This window comes from Marinigracilibium pacificum (genome assembly GCF_012926615.1).
Taxonomy (GTDB): Bacteria; Bacteroidota; Bacteroidia; order Cytophagales; family Cyclobacteriaceae; genus Mangrovivirga; species Mangrovivirga pacifica.
In genome coordinates, this window is record NZ_JABBNU010000006.1 from 252,877 (window position 1) to 271,728 (window position 18,852).

The 18,852-nt window shown below is 34.7% G+C and carries 15 protein-coding genes and 1 tRNA gene; 8 read left to right on the plus strand and 8 right to left on the minus strand.

Going from position 1 to position 18,852, the window contains the following annotated elements:
• Positions 1-40: 40 nt before the first annotated feature.
• Positions 41-124: transfer RNA gene (locus HH304_RS11300), tRNA-Leu, on the plus strand.
• 185 nt (positions 125-309) lie between these two features.
• The gene (locus tag HH304_RS11305; protein WP_169681473.1) at positions 310-762 is read left to right on the plus strand and encodes a hypothetical protein; all 453 of its coding nucleotides are present in this window, start codon (positions 310-312) and stop codon (positions 760-762) included.
• Here HH304_RS11305 and HH304_RS11310 read toward each other — a convergent pair whose 3' ends face one another.
• On the minus strand, positions 763-1,743 hold the full coding sequence (locus HH304_RS11310; RefSeq protein ID WP_169681475.1) for an NAD(P)H-quinone oxidoreductase: 981 nt from the start codon (positions 1,741-1,743) through the stop codon (positions 763-765). It abuts the gene before it with no gap.
• A gap of 36 nt (positions 1,744-1,779) precedes the next feature.
• Here HH304_RS11310 and corA point away from each other — a divergent pair, with 36 nt between their 5' ends.
• The 4 genes from corA to HH304_RS11330 all read left to right on the plus strand — a co-directional run bounded on the left by corA (position 1,780) and on the right by HH304_RS11330 (position 7,338).
• Complete coding sequence (gene corA / locus HH304_RS11315) at positions 1,780-2,853, plus strand: magnesium/cobalt transporter CorA (protein ID WP_169681477.1); 1,074 nt, start codon at positions 1,780-1,782, stop codon at positions 2,851-2,853.
• Between the two features lie 62 nt (positions 2,854-2,915).
• Positions 2,916-3,587, plus strand: coding sequence for a response regulator transcription factor (locus HH304_RS11320; protein ID WP_169681480.1), 672 nt, complete (start codon positions 2,916-2,918; stop codon positions 3,585-3,587).
• A 2-nt stretch (positions 3,588-3,589) separates the two neighbouring features.
• Positions 3,590-4,858, plus strand: a complete 1,269-nt coding sequence (locus tag HH304_RS11325; protein WP_169681482.1) for a sensor histidine kinase — start codon at positions 3,590-3,592, stop codon at positions 4,856-4,858.
• 59 nt (positions 4,859-4,917) lie between these two features.
• Positions 4,918-7,338: a TonB-dependent receptor domain-containing protein gene (locus HH304_RS11330; protein ID WP_169681484.1), complete on the plus strand. Its 2,421-nt coding sequence runs from the start codon at positions 4,918-4,920 to the stop codon at positions 7,336-7,338.
• A 49-nt stretch (positions 7,339-7,387) separates the two neighbouring features.
• Here HH304_RS11330 and HH304_RS11335 read toward each other — a convergent pair whose 3' ends face one another.
• From HH304_RS11335 to HH304_RS11350, 4 genes are all read right to left on the minus strand, one after another.
• A complete protein-coding gene (locus tag HH304_RS11335) occupies positions 7,388-7,783 on the minus strand; it encodes a hypothetical protein (protein WP_169681486.1) in 396 nt (131 codons plus the stop codon).
• Between the two features lie 164 nt (positions 7,784-7,947).
• Positions 7,948-8,358, minus strand: a complete 411-nt coding sequence (locus tag HH304_RS11340) for a hypothetical protein (RefSeq protein ID WP_169681488.1) — start codon at positions 8,356-8,358, stop codon at positions 7,948-7,950.
• A 27-nt stretch (positions 8,359-8,385) separates the two neighbouring features.
• Positions 8,386-8,820, minus strand: coding sequence for a lipocalin-like domain-containing protein (locus HH304_RS11345; protein ID WP_169681490.1), 435 nt, complete (start codon positions 8,818-8,820; stop codon positions 8,386-8,388).
• Positions 8,811-14,708: a type I polyketide synthase gene (locus HH304_RS11350; protein ID WP_169681492.1), complete on the minus strand. Its 5,898-nt coding sequence runs from the start codon at positions 14,706-14,708 to the stop codon at positions 8,811-8,813. The genes HH304_RS11345 and HH304_RS11350 overlap by 10 nt, the downstream gene beginning before the upstream one ends.
• A gap of 302 nt (positions 14,709-15,010) precedes the next feature.
• On the opposite strand from HH304_RS11350, the gene HH304_RS11355 reads away from it, so the two are divergent.
• Positions 15,011-15,637: a 4'-phosphopantetheinyl transferase family protein gene (locus tag HH304_RS11355; RefSeq protein WP_169681494.1), complete on the plus strand. Its 627-nt coding sequence runs from the start codon at positions 15,011-15,013 to the stop codon at positions 15,635-15,637.
• A gap of 51 nt (positions 15,638-15,688) precedes the next feature.
• Here HH304_RS11355 and HH304_RS11360 read toward each other — a convergent pair whose 3' ends face one another.
• Together HH304_RS11360 and HH304_RS11365 are read right to left on the minus strand one after the other, a co-directional pair.
• Complete coding sequence (locus HH304_RS11360; protein ID WP_169681496.1) at positions 15,689-17,329, minus strand: SulP family inorganic anion transporter; 1,641 nt, start codon at positions 17,327-17,329, stop codon at positions 15,689-15,691.
• 87 nt (positions 17,330-17,416) lie between these two features.
• Entirely contained in the window at positions 17,417-17,662 is a 246-nt protein-coding gene (locus HH304_RS11365; protein ID WP_169681498.1) for a hypothetical protein, read from the minus strand.
• 293 nt (positions 17,663-17,955) lie between these two features.
• Between HH304_RS11365 and HH304_RS11370 the strand changes: the two genes are divergently transcribed.
• Positions 17,956-18,399 carry an RrF2 family transcriptional regulator gene (locus tag HH304_RS11370; RefSeq protein ID WP_169681500.1) on the plus strand — a complete coding sequence of 148 codons (444 nt, stop codon included), beginning with the start codon at positions 17,956-17,958 and terminating at the stop codon, positions 18,397-18,399.
• On the opposite strand, the gene HH304_RS11375 is transcribed toward HH304_RS11370, so the two are convergent.
• Positions 18,396-18,824: a hypothetical protein gene (locus HH304_RS11375; RefSeq protein WP_169681502.1), complete on the minus strand. Its 429-nt coding sequence runs from the start codon at positions 18,822-18,824 to the stop codon at positions 18,396-18,398. The genes HH304_RS11370 and HH304_RS11375 overlap by 4 nt on opposite strands.
• Positions 18,825-18,852: the final 28 nt, after the last annotated feature.

The window sequence follows — 18,852 nt, forward strand, 5'->3', positions numbered from 1 at the left end:
TATTTCATTATACAATAGTTTTGCTGCCCTATCAGGCACTGCCCAGGTGCTGGAATTGGTAGACAGGCATGGTTGAGGGCCATGTGTCCGTATGGGCGTGCGGGTTCGACTCCCGCTCTGGGCACATAAAACAGTATTGAGAATGTAAGCGAGAGCGAGTATTCTCAATACTGTTTTTTTTATTACTCACTCACACAATATCATAGTTTGTAACAATTCTCCCTTATGTAATAAATCTATCAACTTTGTACTGTTTATTAGTTTCATGGCTTCTTATCTTTAAAGCTTTTAAAGAAAAGATATACTTTTATGTTTCGACCAGTTAATTTTTTAATCATCCTGTTTGTATTAATAGCAGGGGTTTCTTGTTCAGAAGAATCTGTGACAAAAAAAGAAACAAAAAATCCTGAAGGTGTAGTTGTCAGGAATTTGAATGGGGACTATTATGTCGATGTTTATTTTGGACTCATTTCGGCTAATTCGTCCGGAGTATTAAGTGGAACAGGGGATTATTATAGTTTTGTAATTAGTTCTGAAGATCTTAATGGTAATTATAACCTTTCATCTTCAGATGTAAGTGCTTCTGCATACATTGATTTTAATTCAAATAATTTTGACAATACAACCGTCAAAATGCCTTCGGGTGGTTATATAAGTATTGAAAGAACCAACTCTGAAATTATCTCAGTTTCATATTCACTAACTTATGAAGGTACTGAATATAGTGGTTCAACTACTACTGATATACTTGAAGTTCAGTAATCAAAAAGTAATTACAAGCTTCCCGATGTTTTCATTATTCTCCATGCATCGGGTAGCTTCTTTTATATCTTCAAATCTGAATGTTTTATAGATAACAGGCTTTATACTACCTGAGGAAAAAGCATGAAGTACCTCTCTTTTGAAGCTATCTATTAATTTCCCTTTGTAATCAAGTGATCTTGCTCTCAGTGTAGTCCCGGTAAGCTTGATTCTTTTGCTTAGTATTTTGAATAATGGAAACTGCTCAGCTCTGGCTCCCCCCATAAAAGCAATCAAAATCCAATTGCCATCCACAGCTAAAACATCAGTATTTCTTTCAACATATGGCTTACCAATTACATCCATTACAATGTTGATTTTATTTTTTCCGTATTCTTTCTCAATTTCGTCTTTAAAGTCTGCCTCCTTATAATTAATTGTTAGGCTAGCTCCCAGATGCTTACAGAAAGCTAGTTTTTCGTCAGTGCCAGCAGTAACAATGCTTGTAGCGTTAAAAAGATTACAGATTTGAATTGCAGCTGTTCCTAGTCCGCTACCACCTGCATGTATTAATACTTTGTTGCCATCATGAACATGACCTAATACTCTCAAGCATTGGTAGGCAGTTAAAAATGATTCAGGTATGGCGGCAGCTTGTACGAAATCAAGGTTTTCGGGAATTGCCATACACAATGCTTCATTTACAACTACTTCGGTGGCATAACCACCACCTGCTAATAAACACATTACACGATCGCCTACCTTAAATTTTGAGCAGTTTTTACCCGTTTCAATTACTTCTCCCGAGCATTCAAGTCCCAGTATTGAACTTTCTCCTGGAGGCGGTGGGTACATTCCCTCTCTTTGAAGGAGGTCTGCCCTGTTTAATGAAAAAGCTTTTACATTGATTTTAACTTGTTCATCCCCAGTAGTTAGGCTCTTTCCATCCATCCATTCCATTGAGTCTATACTTCCGGAATCATTATATATTATATGCTTCATAGTTTCAGGGTAATGTTATTTTTTCTATTTTCAATTATGCTTTCACCTTTTAGATTTAAACATTCACCGCAAAAGCCTGGTATGCAACCCGGCTCTTTGGTTTATACTGGTCATAATGTAGATCAGAAAACAGATATCCAGTTGATCAGATATAATTCTGACTGGTATGATGAAAATACTTCATTTTTTGATCTTGAACAATTCAAAAGTCAAATGAATGATGACCATATCAGTTGGCTGAATTTCCATGGCCTCAATGAAGTAGAACATATCAAAAAGCTTGGTGATCAGCTTTCAATCAGCAATATGATTATGGAAGATATGCTTGATACCCGGCAGCGACCAAAGCTTGAGGAAATGGAAGATTATCTCTTCTTCACTCTAAAATCTATTACTAATGCCCGTGAGGATGAAGATGAAATGAATATAGAACAAATAAGTTTTATAGTAGGTAAGAATTATGTTGTGTCCCTTCAGGAGAAGAAAGCAGATATTTTTGAAGAGTTAAGAAAACGAATAAGGAATAATTCGGGAGTAGTAAGAAGTAAGGGAAGCGATTACTTATTGTTTAGCCAGCTCGATGCAATCATTGATCAATATTATTATGTGCTTGACCAGATAATAGAGAAAATTGAAAAGCTTGAAGAAGATGTGATGGAGAACTATAACCGGAGAATTCTAATTGATATTGAGACCCAAAGAAAGAAACTCAATAACCTGATGAGAGTTATCAATCCTTTGAAAGATGCAGCATTTAGTCTGGAAATAAGACAGAAGTATATTCAAAAGAAGAATATGAAATACTTCCATGACCTTAAGGATAACGTGCAAAATATCATTGACCAGATAGATTTCAACAGGAACATTATTGATGGTCTCAGTAACTTGTATTTTTCTAATTTGAGTCAAAACCAGAACGATATCTTCAGAGTTTTAACAGTGATATCTTCCATTTTTATTCCTATTACATTTATAGCTGGTGTTTTTGGAATGAATTTTAACAATATGTTTGGATTAGACAGCCCTGCTGGATTTGAAATTACGATGGGGGCAATGTTATTTATCGTGATTGCAATGCTATTTTATTTTAAACGAAAGGGTTGGCTGTAGTTTATACTCAAAGTTTCTTCAGAATTTCATGTTAGGTTTAAAAAAAGTATACTGATTTTTTAATGAAAATACTGGTAGTAGAAGATAATAAAGATCTGTCTGATAATATAAAAACCTACCTTTCGAAAGAAGGAGTTATCGTTTCTGTGGCTGAATCATACAATCAGTCCCTGGAAAAACTTGTGTCATTTGATTATGATGTTGTTTTGCTTGATTTGATGCTGCCTGATAAAGAAGGGTTTGAACTAATTCCTTATCTGAAAAAGACATTTCCCTCTACAGGCATTTTGATTATGTCTGCACGCGATGGTCTTGAAGATAAGGTTAAGGGTTTGGATATGGGGGCAGATGATTATCTTCCCAAGCCATTTAACCTGGCAGAACTTTCAGCAAGAGTTCGTGCACTTTATCGAAGAAGAAGTTTAAGTGGATCTTCTGAATTAAAATTTGAGAATATTACAATTGATACTGATAATAACCTTGTCAGTATTGGAGGTTCTCAGCTTGATTTAACTGCAAAGGAATTACAGCTATTAGTATTTTTTGTTGTGAATAAGAAAAAGTTAATATCTAAGAATGCTATTGCAGAACATCTTTGGGGAGACTATATGGAAGATGCTGATTCATTTGATTTTGTTTATCAGCATGTTAAAAACCTGAGAAAGAAGCTTAAGGATTTTGGTGCCGAGCCTGAAATCAAAACTGTATATGGTTTAGGATATCGATTTGGTTGATCATGAGATTAATAATAAAACTAACTTTCATTTACCTTTTTATAACAGTTTGCTCCTTTTTGATTGGAGGAGTGATTGTATATAATGCAATGGAAAGTGAAATTGAAATTGAGCAGAAAAGATTTTTACTTGAACGATATTCTAATGCCAAAGGACGAATTGAACGTATCCGACCTACTGAACCCTTTGTTATTCCTAAATATGGAGTTTACCCTTTAGATTCAACTATTACCGAAGAATCGTATGAGTTTTCGGATACCGTGGTAATGCATAGCCAACTTCAAAGGCTTGAGCCTCACTTTAAACTTACAGCTTATTTTGGTTTTGATTCTTTAGCCTATAAAGTAGTAATTTATGATGTAATCATCGAAAGTGATGACATAGAAGATGGTGTCAGGTCGTCAATGATTAAAGTGTTCTTTTTATTATCGATACTCACTTTAATTGTTGCAGTAATTAGTTCGAATGTATTATTAAAGCCATTTTATAATACTCTTGAGCAACTACATCAATTTAGTATCAAGTCGGGTAAAACTCTTGAATTGCCTGAAACAAAAACTAAAGAACTAAAAGAGCTCAATTCAGAATTGTACATGCTTTCTGAAAAGGTGATTCGGGATTATAATTCACTTAAGGAATTTTCAGAAAATGCTAGTCATGAGCTACAAACACCAGTAGCTATAGCACGAGGTAAACTTGATATTTTGCTTGATAAGCATGGAGAGGAGATGTCTGAGGAACAGACATCCTTAATATTATCTGCTCAAAATGCATTGAAGAGTATTAGTAGGTTGAGCAGGTCTTTAGGTTTGCTAATGCGAATAGATAATAAGGAATTTGATAAAGTTGTTGAGATAGAATTTGCCAAGGAACTAAATAATAAACTGGATCAGTTTAAAGAATTATTTGACCTGAAACGAATTAAAATTGAAAAAGGAGAGATCGCCTCATCTAAAGTTAAGGCAGATCCGGCATTGATTGAAATTTTATTGATGAACCTGTTTCAAAATGCCCTTAAGCACAATGTGGAGGGGGGATATCTGAAAGTTGAATTACAAAATAATAAACTGGTATTAATCAATACCGGAAAAGAGGTGGGTTCAGATCCAAAGGAATACTTTGCAAGATTTAAAAAAGGGGATGTTTCAACAGAAAGTCCGGGGCTTGGACTTGCGATTGTTAAAAAGATATGTGATTTCTACAAATTCAAAATAGATTATACCTACCAAAAAGAAAACTATATTCACAAAATAAGTGTTAGTCTAGTGTGAATCTTCAGGATTACTTCAAATTCTAAAATTAGATTTGCTGTTATAACCAAATGAAAACGATGAGACATATAGCGCTTATTTTTTTAAGTTTCTTAGTATTAAATACTTATGGCCAGATGTCGAAGGCCACTGTTTCAGGAACTGTGATTGATGGAGAGACGGGACAACCGGTAGAATTTGCCTCAGTTGGTCTCCTAAACCCTTCAGATTCTTCACTTGTAACAGGTAATATAACCAATGTTGAAGGAAAATTTGAAATTCCTGTTGAACGTGGCAGGTATCTGATAATGGTTCAGTTTATTTCTTATGAAAACGGATATGCGGGACCATTTGATGTGGCAGGAAAGACTAATGTGGGGACAATAAAAATTTCTCCGAATTCCACCGCACTTGAAGAAGTTGTAGTAGCAGGTGAGAAAACTCAAATGGAAGTTAAACTTGACAAAAGAGTTTATAATATAGGAAAAGACCTTTCGAATACTGCGGCTACAGCAGCAGACGTACTTGACAGACTTCCAAGTATCACAGTAGATGTTGATGGAAATGTAAGTTTAAGAGGTGGTGAAGGAGTGAGAATCCTCATCGATGGGAAACCATCAGGTTTATTAGGCATTGGTAATGGAGCTCAAGGTCTTCAGCAATTAACTGGTGAAATGATTGAGCGTGTAGAGGTTGTTACTAACCCTTCTGCTCGTTATGACGCTGAGGGAACTTCGGGTATCATCAATATTATCTTGAAAAAAGATAGAAGAAATGGTGTAAACGGTTCAATTCAAATGAATACTGGTTATCCTCACAATCATGGTGTTTCTGCTAATATTAATTTTAGAAGAAAGTGGTACAATCTTTTCCTTAATTATGGAATTAGCTATCGTGATGTAACTGGGGGAGGAAAAGAAACTCAGTATTATGATTTTGGTTCTACCAGCTCAATTCTTGAAAGAGATAGAGATTTTACTCGTTTTGGTTTGAACCAGAGCTTTAGATTAGGTAGTGAGTTTTTCTTGAATGATAAGAATACAATAACAATATCCGGACTATATAGATATGGTGACGATGGTAATGAATTTGAAATAAGTATAGATAGTTTATCAAGTGCTGGAGATCTTTTAAATCAAAGAGTCAGACTTCAAAATGAGTCAGAGGACGATCAGAATTATCAGGTATCGGTGAATTACAAAAGAACTTTTGATAAAAAAGGGCAGGAATTAAGTGCTGACTTTCAATATCAGGATAAGGGTGAAATAGAAGGTGCAGATATTAATGGTTTTGATATCGAAAATGGAAATAGGATTCCAACGACTTTCCAGAAATCAGAAAATGATGAAGGAGAGAAAGAAATATTTACTCAGTTGAATTATAAGCACCCAATTGGTGAAAAGGGAGTATTTGAAACTGGTTACAGAGGGCAAATTAGAGAAATTCAAAATGCATACACCGTATTTAATGAAAATGACAATGGTGAATTAGTGGTAAACCCTGATTTTACTAATGATTTTTATTATCGTGAGAATGTTCAAGCATTATTTGCTCAATATGGCAATGAAGCAGGGAAGTGGTCATACCAGTTGGGATTGAGGTTTGAATATACAGATATCCTTACTGAATTAAGACTGACAAATGAGGTTAATCCTAGAGACTATAAAAATCTATTCCCTAGTTTATTCCTTACTTACGATCTGACCGAGAAAAATTCATTACAATTAAATTATAGCCGAAGAATTCAAAGACCAAGATTCTGGTTCTTGAACCCATTCTTTACAATTGCTGATGACCAGAACATCAGGGCAGGAAATCCAAATCTAAATCCTGAGTTTACAGATTCGTATGAGTTTGGGTTATTAAATGAATTTGAAAAAGGGTCATTATATACTGCAGTATATTACAGAAGAACACAAGATGTGATCTTTAGAGCTAGTTATCGTGTTGATTCCATAAACTATTCAATTCCAGCCAACCTTGGACTGGGAAGTAACCTTGGAGTAGAAGTGAACTATAACATGGATTTTACAAAATGGTGGAATATGAACTTGAGCTTGAATGGCTTTAGAAATATTACTGAAGGTACTTTCTCTCAGGAAGGTTTTGAAGATCAGGAATTTTATGTTGAAGCAATATCATTTAATGCCCGTATGAGCAACAGGTTTAAAGTGGGTAAAAAAGTCGATATGCAGTTAAATGCACGATATATTGCTCCTCAAGAACAAGCTCAGGGAAGAAGAAAGAGTCTTTTTATTATGGACTTTGCAGTAAGTAAAGATATTCTTAAAAATAAAGGTACTCTGGCATTTAATGTTAGTGATGTATTTAATACTGGGAAATGGAGATCAGAAACTGAGTTTGCAAACCTATATTCTGAAAGTGAATTTCAGTGGAGACCAAGGCAATTTACGCTATCATTCACATATAGAATAAATCAAAGAAAGAGACCACAACGTCCTGATGGAAATTACGGAGGTGGTGATATGATGGAATTTTAAAATTTAGTTCGGGAAATATTCAAGATGGCATTGCGAGAGCAATGCCATTTTATTTTGTAAGCCAGTCAAGACCGTCTTTAAAAGAGTCAAATTTTTTAATAATGGGACTAATTGGCATGGCTTCTTCAGCAGATAAAGAAGCGAAAACCCCTTCAGGGAAAATCCATGCAAATTTTTGTAATCCGGCGGTTGCCATATGCGGAAACCAGTATTCTTCAGTCCATTTTGATGCGGTGTTCCACGGACCCCTTACCTCTCGGTTGTCATTTAAAACTTTCTTACAATCATGGCCACGAAATATATTAAGAATCTTAAGCCCGGTAGAAATAATCTGCTCCTCAGTCTGGAATCCAATCCAGTTTAGGTAAATAATGTCCTTATCAACAAGATAGGACATCTTTAGATTAGGTTGATCAATAAGGATAGTTTCTTTAACATTAATCATGATCGATCCTGATATTTAATGTATTTCCAGTTAACTGGATACATATAAAAGCTAACCCCCCAGCTATATTTATATGAATACAATTTTTAATTATCTATAATATACTAATTAATGAAAAAAGCAGCCACAAGGCTGCTTTTATATTATTTATGCAAAGTTAATTATTATTCAGCTAACCATTGCTCTGCTTCAATGTATGAATTGAATTTTTTAACTAATTCATTATCAGGCATTGCCTTAGCCGCTGATAACTCAGCAAAGATATTCTCAGGGAATACCCATGCAAATTTAGTTAACCCAGCTTGGATCATTCTTGGGAACCAGTTGTTTAAAGTCCACTCAGCTGCAGTGTTCCAAGGTCCTTTGACTTCTCTGTTGTCATTAAGGATGTTTTTGCAGTCAAGTTTCTGGAAGATTTTAAGAACTTCTTCACCACTTTCGATGATTCCTTCTTCTTTCTGGAAACCAACCCATCTTAAATACACATAATTCTCTTCGACATTATGTGTAACAATAAGGTTTTTTCTTTCTAATAAAACCTTGTGATTCTTTGCTGTTTTAAAAGTACTAGACATAATATTAAAATTTATGGGGTATAATTATTATTGTTTTTTCCACCTTACTTTAAATGATATCGGACCATCATTTGTATTTGTAGGTGGGGTACTAAGTGTTAAAATTTCATTGTTAAAAGATGCATATCTAATATGGATATCTCCTTTCCAGTTTGGGAATAAGGAATTTTGAACTGTATGCTTTAAAACACCAGGATCAGTTTCCTCATATGTCCCGAAATATCCCATATAGGTTTTGTATGCCTCTGCAAGTTCCTCAGTAATGCCTGAGTCAAATGATTCACTATTTAAAGCCTGCCTTGGTTCTTTTGCAATTTGAACACTCATCCATCCAGAGTCGTCAAATACCAGAAGACCATCCGGAGCATCACCGTAGAAGTGTTGTTTTTCACCGGTTTCTTCATTTTCGAAGACCCATTCAACAAGTCTCCAAGCACCAATAAGTTTATCTCTTACTTCCATTCTAGTTTTTGCTTTTTAGAGTTTGTTTTGACCATTTCCTTAATGAATGCAATTGCTTTATCTTTTGCTTCACTACCATAAAGGTATCCGTGATCACCTTCAAATTTTCTAATTACTGCTTCCTTAGTAGTAAGCTTAATCCAACCCAATGCCTGCTCAGTACTAACCTGATCATCATTTAAGGCATACCATACCTCAGTTTCAGTATTTAATACTCTATCTCTGTTGTATCTGTATTTATTAACCAGCTTTAAGTCTGACTTTAATAGTGACAAAAGATATTTTGTTGTTTCTTCTGAATCAGATATCGCATTTATGTGAGGGAATGACTTTAATAAATCTTCCTCTTTTAATTCTGCATTGTATCTTTCCGGATTGTAGCTATTTAAAGCAGGAGTTGATGATACTATTAACTTGTAAGGAGTGATTCCTTCCTCTTCAAGTTTAAGGCAGACCTCCGTTGCTATAGCTCCTCCCATACTGTGACCCAGAAGGATTATTTTTGAATCAGAATTTGTTTTGATTTTGTTAGCGACATTCTCAACAATTGCTTCGATACTATCAAATTGAGAATATTGGTCAGCCATTCCTCTTCCAGGTAAATCAACTGATGCAATGGTACAGTTTTCAGGTAGATTATTTTGCCATTCACTATATAACGCGCTACTACCGCCTGCATCGTGGAATGCAAATATCAGTACCTCTGCATTTTTATCTCCTTGCCAGTTGATTTCTGTATCAGCTACAGCTTCAACTTCAGCTTCTTTGGCTAGTTTATTGTATTCAGAGAATGCAAAATTAGTCAGGCCTTCAATAGTTTCTGATTTCCAGATTTGTGAAATAGGCAACTTGAAGTTTAATCCTGATTCAATATAGTTTCTGAATTGTACCGCCATTAATGAATCAAGCCCCATTGCCTTAAAGCCTTTGCTACTTGATATGTCATCGAAACTTATCTGGGTAATATTGGCGATTCCTCTTTTAAGGTAATCTTCTATAACAGAAAGCTTTGAGTTATCATCCTTGCACTCTTCGATTAGTTCGGAGATTTTTGATCCAGAATCACTGGATTCACTGTCATCAGCAAGTAAACTGAAGTATTCCTGATCATTAAGACTTCTGAAATACTCTTTGGCTTTACTCCAGTCTATATCAATGATACCGATATTTCCGTAATGTCTATTATAGTTCTGAACAAATGAGTTTAAAGCATTTTTCATCATCATTGGGATAAAGCCTTCCAGTTCGGCGTATTTTGCCAAATGCTCATTGTCAGCAACCATACCGGCGTCTTTTATAACACCCCAGTTTACAGAAACTGCTGCTTTACCTTTTGAAACTCTGTTTTTTGCAATAGCATCAAGCATTGAATTTGCAGTGATGTATGCTCCTTGTCCATTAAGACCCATGTAAACAGATGCAGATGAGAACAAGATAAAATGCTTCAGATTATTATTTACATCAAACTGATCCATTGTTATTGCACCATTAAGTTTAACTGCAATAATCTTTTTGATTGTCTCCAGATCAAGTGAATCAATTCGCTCAGGTTCAATTATACCAGCAGCATGAATGAATCCTGTAATCTTTCCTAGGCAATTTTCAATATTTGTCAGACAGTTTTTGAAATCTTCAGAATCTGAAACATCACAAGCATATCTAACAAACTCGACATTGTTATTTTCTTGCCACTCTTTGAATTGCTTCTCTTTTTCTTCATTCAAATGTGGATTTCTACTGATGAGAGCAATTTTTTGTACTCCTGATCTTACCAGATGTCCAATAAATTCGAATGCAGCTCCTTTAAATCCAGTAATAACCATTACATCGTCTGCCGAGAAGTAATCCGGTAAAACTTGCTTACCTTGACGGTCTGCAGGCTTACCCTGATAATAAGAGTTTTCTCTTACTACAGATTGTACAGGAAGTTCAGCTGCAATGTGATTATCTATAGATTCAAATCCTTCAGAGTCTAAATCAATTACCCTGATTTTAATTTCAGGATTTTCGTTGAAAGCTGTACGAGTAGCCTGCCATATACCTGCATGAGATAGATTAACCTCTTCGCTGTTAATTCCGGAAGCTCTATTTGTCAAAATCGTTATCGAAGAAGGCTTACTTTGAATTATTTTACCAAGGTTGAATACGTTCTCAGCTGATATTTCAGCTAGATTAGCATGAGTACCTTCAGCAGAAACAGGAATATAAAGAACGTCTTTGTGCTCCAGTTTGGTCAAATCAGTTGTTCCATCTATGTTGATGATTTCAGAGCTTATATTTTCAAGATTCGACTTGATCTCATCAGTAATGCTATTCTTGAATCCAACAATTGAAAGAGTAGTGCTTTCCTCATTATTATTATCAACGTTTATCTCTTCCCATACAAGCTGATAAGGTTTAGGAAGTGAAGTATTCGTTGAAATTGAAGGAATTAACTGTGCTTTTACCTGTTCTATTTTTAGAACCGGGTCTCCATCCATATTGTATACATAAATCCTTGCCTGAGGATTTATTTCAGTTGAATGACTTAGGAAAGAAGCTTCAACTAAATACGGGATATTTTTATTTAGAGAATCATAAATCTTAATTCCTTTAATGCTTTCCAGATATCCTGAACTAAAATTTTCTGGCTTATCAGTTGAAGCAAAAATCATTTGCATGCAGCAATCCAGTATTGCCGGATTGATCATTGTATCATTAAATTCCGGAGATCCTTCTTGTGGGCTTATAAGTCCGAAATAATAACCATTGCTACCATGGATATTTGATATTCCATTAAAAGAACCCGAATATGATATGCCTAAATTTTCAGTTCTTGAATAGAAGTCTTTGCCAGATATTTCTATATCAAAGTCTTCAGGTCTGTCTAATAAAGGTAACCGAGCTGTTTGGTTTAATGTAACAGTTGCAATTGCTGTTTTTACCCAGCCTGATTCATCCTTCATATAAAAACCAATTGAAACGTTATTGCCTTCCTGACTAACTTTAGACTGAATAGTAACAGATCCATTGTTTAAAGTGACAGGAGAAGTGAATTTTAGCTCGTTGATTACGAATTTATCATGACCAAGTTCGTCTATAATTTCTGTAATTATAGATGCATAAGTTGTTCCCGGTAAAACGATTTCACCAGATACTTTGTGACCTCTTAAAAATGGAAACTGGTCAATTGAATATTGCTTAGTCCAGATTTTGAATTGATCGTCACATAGTTCGATTTTTGACCCTGAAAATCTATTGCCTGTAGTAGTAATAGTTGTTTTTTCTCTGGTGTCCGGAACCAATGTGGTTCTTTGCATTTGGTATTGAGGAAGACATGTTAAATCCGGAGATCCACTAAAGATCATTTTAGTGAAGTCAACCTTAAGACCAGATGAATTAATATTACCTAAAGATGCCAGAATGCTAGTGTTTTCATTCTTTTCTCTTAATAAACTATAAGTTTGAGTTACATCTTTTCTACTATCCTTTGCAATGCTATTAATTGCCTGGGTAAGTACCGGATGCGGACTCATTTCTATGAACACATCAATATCATCATTAAGGGCTTTTTCAACTGCAATGTTAAACTGAACAGCATCTCTAAGGTTTCTTGTCCAATAATTTGGCGTTAATAAAGAGAATTGGTCTTGTTCAGGAATTACAGTAGAATAGAAAGGTAATTCAGGCTTTTTAGGTGTTATTGATTGTAAGCTTTCAAACAACGGAGCTACAAGAGGTTCCATTTGAAGACTATGACTGGCAACATCAACCTTAACCTCTTTACAGAATATTCCTTCAGCGTCAAGTTTTTCAAGAACAACACTTAGTTCTTCAGTTTTTCCTGCTATTACAGTTGAGCTATTGGAATTATAAACTGCAACTGAAAGCGAGTCGAATCCTGAGATATATTTGTTAATATCAACTGAATTAAGCTCAGTAACAGCCATGCCGTATCCCTGACCTGCAACAGAAGCCATAAGTTTGCTTCTTTTAGTTATGATTTTTGCAGCATCAGTAAGATCTAAAGCTCCTGCGATATAGGCAGCAGCACACTCGCCCATCGAATGCCCGATAATTGCATCTGGTTTGATACCCCATGATTCCCAGAGTTTTGCAAGGGCGATTTCGATAGCGAAAAGTGCTGGCTGAATTATATCAATGCGCTCCAAATATGAGTTGTCAGTAGCATTTAGCACTTCCAAAAGGTTCCAATCAACATATTCAGATAATGATTCGGATATTTCTTCCAATGCATTTCTGAATACATCAGATGATTTCATCAGATCTTTACCCATACCAACCCACTGGCTGCCTTGTCCAGGGAAAATAAAGCATACTTTTCCTTTAAGGTTTTTGTTTGCTGGTATTGGTTTTATTTCGTTTTCAATGATTGAAGTAAGCTTATCAATCAGTTCAGATTTGTTATTTGCTGCAATATTTTTTGAAAATTCAACTGGATAGTTTTTCAATAATGATGCCGCACAAATCATCTGAATTTTTTCTTCAGAAGAAGCTTCGATTTCTTTAAGATACATCGAAGCATTTTCTTTTATGGCTGTTTTAGTATGTCCGTGAATTCGAAGCATTACCCCAGGGTAATTATGCTTGAATTCTGATTTTTCAGAAATAAATGATGATAGCGCTACGTGAGCATTTGTACCTCCCCAGCCAAATGAATTTACACCTGCCAGATATTTTTCTTCTTTAGAAACAGGCCATGGTGTTGTTTCAGACTGAACTTTAACTTTTAATCCTTCAAAGTCAATTTCAGGATTTGGATTGTCAGAATGTAAACTTGGAGGGATCTGATCATATTTAAATGCAAGAAGGACTTTTATAAGCCCTGCGATTCCTGCCGCACCTTCAAGGTGACCAATATTTGTTTTTACAGAGCCAACAGATAGTGGAGTTGTTCTGTTTTCGCCAAAAAATCTACCAAGTGCTCTGGTTTCTGTCGGATCACCGAGTCTTGTACCTGTACCATGAGCCTCGATGTAATGAACTTCAGGTGGTTTAACATCCGTGTTTCTATATGCATCATGGAGCATTGATATCTGTCCTTCAGTACTAGTGGCAGGTAGTGAGGCGTTAAATCCATTATTGTTAACAGAAGTCCCTTCTATTACAGCAAGAATTTCATCTCCATCTTCAATTGCTTTGTCAAGAGGCTTTACTAAAACAATTCCAGCTCCTTCACCTCTTACAAAACCATCTGCGTCATCACTAAATGTACTACATCTTCCTTTTTTTGATAATCCACCAAACTTTGAAAGAATAACATATTGATCAGGATCTAAAATATGGTTTACTCCACCAACTACAGCTTGATCAATACTATTATCTAAAATACTTTGGACAGCCTGATGTAGTGCAACAATTGAAGATGAGCACCCTGTGTCAACTATTAAGCTGGCACCACTAAATCCAAAAGTATAGGATATTCTGTTAGCAATTATATTTGATGCCTGGCCAACCGCAGAGTGTGATGTAGTAATCGCATTGATGTGTTTGCGATGATGCTCATAATCACTCCAGATGTTACCTACGTATACACCGGTTTTGGTACCAAGCCAGTTATTGAAGGTAGAATTTGAATTAGCGATCGCTTCCCATACAAGCTCAAGCATAAGCTTTTGAGAAGGATTCATTTCTTTAGCTTCAGCAGGAGAAATGTTAAAAAGCCCTGCATCGAAGTCGTTGATGTCGTTTAAAAAAGCACCTTTATTTTGATATGATTTTTCGGCTGCTTTTGGGTCCGGATCAAAAAAATCACAAACCTTCCAGCGGTCTTCATTCATCATACCAATAGAATCAGTTCTACCTAAAAGTGAATTCCAAAAATCTTGTGGTGTACTACCGTTAGGGAAACGGCAGGACATTCCTACTATAGCTACTTTATTACTCATATCTGTTGAAACGGTCAAAAAAATGGTTTGCAAATTAACTTTAGATAAAATGATATTGGTAATGGAATTTTATTTTACAGTATCCATGTAATAGTTTTTCCGAAATGTGATGAGAATTTGTTAAAGATTCTTTACATAATATGTTAATTTGGAAATAAGGCAGGTGGATCTTGACAATTGATAATGATTGTAATGGTTTTTGGTAGTTAGATTATCTTTTATTTAATAAATAATCATTATTTTTTTGTGACTTTCATTATTTCCTTGCATGGTTATTATGTTTTAATAAAAATTTAGTATGCATGACGAACATATCGGTTTTTTCCTCAAGTTTGGATTCATTAATTCATCTCTACAATGAGGAGAGAATTGTTAGAGAATTGAGCTTAAGAGACAAGTTAACTTATGAAGAATACAATGGATTAGTAAGAGATCAGTTTATTGCAGGAAGAATTTTACTGAATAATGTATTGCTTACTGAAGGAATAAAGTCGACAATTAAAGAGATTGAATATTTGCCTACAGGGAAGATATTAATAAACGGACTCAGTTTTAACATTTCTCATTCAGGAAATTTTGCATGTATTGCATATTGTAAAGAGGATATTGAACTGGGAGTTGATATGGAAGTTTTTGATAGAGCTGACCAGGAAGTTGAAAGTTTATATAATCTAAATCCTGGTTTATTTAATGTTTATAACTCTAAAAAGGAGAATTTGATTAACTGGACAATTGCTGAATCTATTGTGAAATGTGGGAATTTTGGGCTGGATGAAATTGAGTTAATTCGAAAAATTGAACCTAATATTTATAGTGTTGATAATGAGTTGTTTAGGTTGGAAAGTTGGATTTTTGATGAATTTGTTATTAGTTGTTCGGTAAATATAACTTCGCTAGTTAGTTCGGAATTATATTTTGATTTAAAATAAATAAGGCCTGATTGTAATATTAATCAGGCCTTATTTGTAAAATATTTTAGTTTATATTTCCTGAGAGCTGGTAGTTTGTTCTTTAGTAGTGTTGTCTACTATTACCATCGTCTCGGCAAAATGTCTTTCTGAATCCTTCATTGGGTTTTCTTTTGGCCACCCGATTACTTTATATTTAATGTTCTTATGTCCTGCAGTAGTTCTGAAGTCTTTAAGTATTTCACTTACGTCAAAATCCATGACTTTTGTTTTCGTTGCATCAACAACTATGTTGCTGTTTTCAGGAACAGTATTTAAAGCCTTTAAAATTGCTGCTTTATTTAAGAATGAGACTTCCTCAGATAATTCAATGGTTACTTCTTTCTCATTAATGTGGTCTTCATCTTTAAAGTAGAATGGATTTTTAAGGTTGTAGTAAAGAATAATGAATATTGCTACAGCTAATCCAATTCCAATTCCAACTAATAAATCAGTGGCAACAATTGCAATAACTGTTACTACAAATGGAACAAACTGGGTTATACCATTTTTCCACATTTGAGTGAAAAGAGAAGGTTTCGCAAGTTTATATCCAACAAGGAATAATACTGCTGCTAATGAAGCGTATGGTATTTGATTTAATACATTTGGGAATAGAAGTACTGAAGCTAATAGCATTACACCATGGATGATTGCACTCGCCTTAGTTTTTCCACCAGATTGGATATTAGCACTACTTCTAACAATTACCTGTGTAATTGGAAGACCTCCAATCATACCAGATATTAAGTTTCCAATACCTTGTGCTTTTAATTCTTTATTTGTTGGTGTGATTCTTTTTTGAGGGTCAAGTTTGTCTGTTGCTTCCACAGATAATAGGGTTTCAATAGAAGCGACTACAGCTATTGTTACCCCAGCTAACAATACTGCACTAGAATTGTCAATGAAAATATTAAAATCTGGAGTACGGAAGTTACCCAGAAACTCAGTTAAATTTTTAGGAGTTGGTAATGATACTAACTGATCGGAATTTAATCCAAACGTATTGTTCCCCTTAAATAAATAGTTTAATACAATACCGGCAACAACCGCAACTAATGGTCCCTGAATTAATGTGAAGACCTTGTTTTTCTTCATGAATGGCTGTTCCCAGATAATCAGGATGGCTAGAGAGATAACAGTAATTAATATTGCTCCAGGACTTAAAAAGTCTAGCATGTAATACAATTCAGAGAATGTATTGTGTCCATCAGCTTGCCAGAAACTTAAATCTCCTTCGTAATCTCCATCATATCCTACTGCATGAGGAATTTGCTTTAGTATAATTATTATACCAATTGCAGTTAACATTCCTTTAATGACAGAATTTGGGAAGTAATAACCTATAATCCCAGCCTTCATAAATCCAAGTGTTATCTGGATTATTCCGGCTAATACTGTTGCTGCTAATAATGCCTCAAATGATCCCAAAGTATTTTGAGCACTTATTACAATTGCAACTAATCCAGCAGCCGGACCACTTACTCCTAGCGAAGATCCACTAAAGAATCCAACAACTATTCCTCCAACAATCCCTGCAATAATTCCTGCGAACATCGGTGCTTCTGATGCCAGAGCGATTCCTAAACATAATGGAACTGCAACTAAAAATACGATAATACTTGCAGGAAGATCATATTTAATATTTGAAAAAAATCCTTCTTTTAAGCTCATGATAAATGTATTTGAAATAATTCAATAACGAAATTATTCATCCCGGACTAACCCGAATGAAATTAGATTTAATAAGGTTTATATGAATTAGATCAAATTCCGGGGAGGTGGTACTGAATGGTCTTTTAAAACATCTTCATGAGATTTAAGGTATGGGACCTCTATATTTTGAAGTAATACCAGTACATTTTTATCTAAATGAACATAGTAATCATGGCAAACCACACTTTCTTCTTCTTCAAGCAACACATTTGAAGTAAAAGGGTCATTATCCTCAGTTTGATGATGTTCTTTTCGAATATCATTGTATTTATCAAGTGTGATATTAATCATCACTGAATTGATAAAAAAACACAGAGAACCTAATACCAATAATGTTACCGGTATTGACCGAATGGCAGAAAGCAACTGATATTTGAGATCCCTGGATTTCATTTTATAACAAATATAAAGAATAATTATGATTGATTTTCTTGTTAGGTACTAATAATATGAAATTGTTTTAGTAAAGGATTGGGTATCATTTTATCAAGTATTGTAACTTGATGGGGAGAATAAATTTGGATTCTGTTATTAATTTAGTGCCATTTCCCTTAAAATTGTAGTTGACCAATCAGCATACTACTATGCTTTCTAAAAAAGCAAAATACGCTATCAATGCTTTAGTTTTTCTTGCCAAAAAAAGAGGTGAGGGGCCAGTTCAAATTAGTACTATTGCTGAGTCTGAAAAAATACCTCAAAAATTTTTGGAAGCAATACTTCTTGATATGAAAAATGCCGGAATTCTTAGAAGTAAGAAGGGTAAAGGTGGTGGATACTTGCTTTTTAAGGAACCATCAGAAGTTAATATGGCTGAAGTGATGAGGTTGTTTGATGGTGCTATTGCTTTTTTACCATGTGTTACTCACAAGTATTATGAGCGATGTGATGAATGTAAAGATGAAGAAGTCTGTGGAATTAGGGATGTGTTTATGGATGTCAGAAATTCTACTGTCGAACTATTGAAAAATGCTACACTTGAAAAAATAATTGAAAGGGAAAATGTTTTATCTTCCCTTTATAAGAATTAATTGCATTTTTCTCCACTGTAAAAAGGATTGCCAAATCCTTGGTTACATTTGTATGATTTTCTGATTGTCAATATCTCCCAGAAATTTGTCCTTTCCTTCATGTAATACTCAGTTCTAATGCCATAAGTATTGTCTTCGGGAAGAAGCTCTCTATAGACAGTTATCCTCACACTATCTCTCAAAGGCCTTTTGCTTAATACATCTTCGACGATAGCAAATTTCGCGGCATCATTTGGGTAATCATAAAAATGCTGAATGATAGTCATTGGTTGTAAAGTCCATTCTTCATTATTTTCAGCAGCAAGTGCTATTCTAATATTTAGGTCCTTTGGATTTATTTCTTCATGTGTATTGTCGAATTTTTTACATCCGGCAATTATTGTGATCAATAGTAAATATGGGAAAAGAATTTTTTTGAAAGTCATTTCTATAAAAATTTTCAGCAAAGATAAT

What these genes read in the sequence shown, in the direction of transcription:
- HH304_RS11345 (WP_169681490.1), bottom strand. Translation starts at nt 8,820, where the DNA reads ATGGAAGTAAGAGATAAACTTATTGGTGCTTGGAGACTTGTTGAATGG.
- HH304_RS11375 (WP_169681502.1), bottom strand. Translation starts at nt 18,824, where the DNA reads ATGACTTTCAAAAAAATTCTTTTCCCATATTTACTATTGATCACAATA.
- HH304_RS11370 (WP_169681500.1), top strand. Translation starts at nt 17,956, where the DNA reads ATGCTTTCTAAAAAAGCAAAATACGCTATCAATGCTTTAGTTTTTCTT.
- HH304_RS11310 (WP_169681475.1), bottom strand. Translation starts at nt 1,743, where the DNA reads ATGAAGCATATAATATATAATGATTCCGGAAGTATAGACTCAATGGAA.
- HH304_RS11330 (WP_169681484.1), top strand. Translation starts at nt 4,918, where the DNA reads ATGAGACATATAGCGCTTATTTTTTTAAGTTTCTTAGTATTAAATACT.
- HH304_RS11365 (WP_169681498.1), bottom strand. Translation starts at nt 17,662, where the DNA reads ATGATTAATATCACACTTGATAAATACAATGATATTCGAAAAGAACAT.
- HH304_RS11305 (WP_169681473.1), top strand. Translation starts at nt 310, where the DNA reads ATGTTTCGACCAGTTAATTTTTTAATCATCCTGTTTGTATTAATAGCA.
- HH304_RS11350 (WP_169681492.1), bottom strand. Translation starts at nt 14,708, where the DNA reads ATGAGTAATAAAGTAGCTATAGTAGGAATGTCCTGCCGTTTCCCTAAC.
- corA (WP_169681477.1), top strand. Translation starts at nt 1,780, where the DNA reads ATGCTTTCACCTTTTAGATTTAAACATTCACCGCAAAAGCCTGGTATG.
- HH304_RS11355 (WP_169681494.1), top strand. Translation starts at nt 15,011, where the DNA reads ATGACGAACATATCGGTTTTTTCCTCAAGTTTGGATTCATTAATTCAT.
- HH304_RS11340 (WP_169681488.1), bottom strand. Translation starts at nt 8,358, where the DNA reads ATGTCTAGTACTTTTAAAACAGCAAAGAATCACAAGGTTTTATTAGAA.
- HH304_RS11360 (WP_169681496.1), bottom strand. Translation starts at nt 17,329, where the DNA reads ATGAGCTTAAAAGAAGGATTTTTTTCAAATATTAAATATGATCTTCCT.
- HH304_RS11335 (WP_169681486.1), bottom strand. Translation starts at nt 7,783, where the DNA reads ATGATTAATGTTAAAGAAACTATCCTTATTGATCAACCTAATCTAAAG.
- HH304_RS11320 (WP_169681480.1), top strand. Translation starts at nt 2,916, where the DNA reads ATGAAAATACTGGTAGTAGAAGATAATAAAGATCTGTCTGATAATATA.
- HH304_RS11325 (WP_169681482.1), top strand. Translation starts at nt 3,590, where the DNA reads ATGAGATTAATAATAAAACTAACTTTCATTTACCTTTTTATAACAGTT.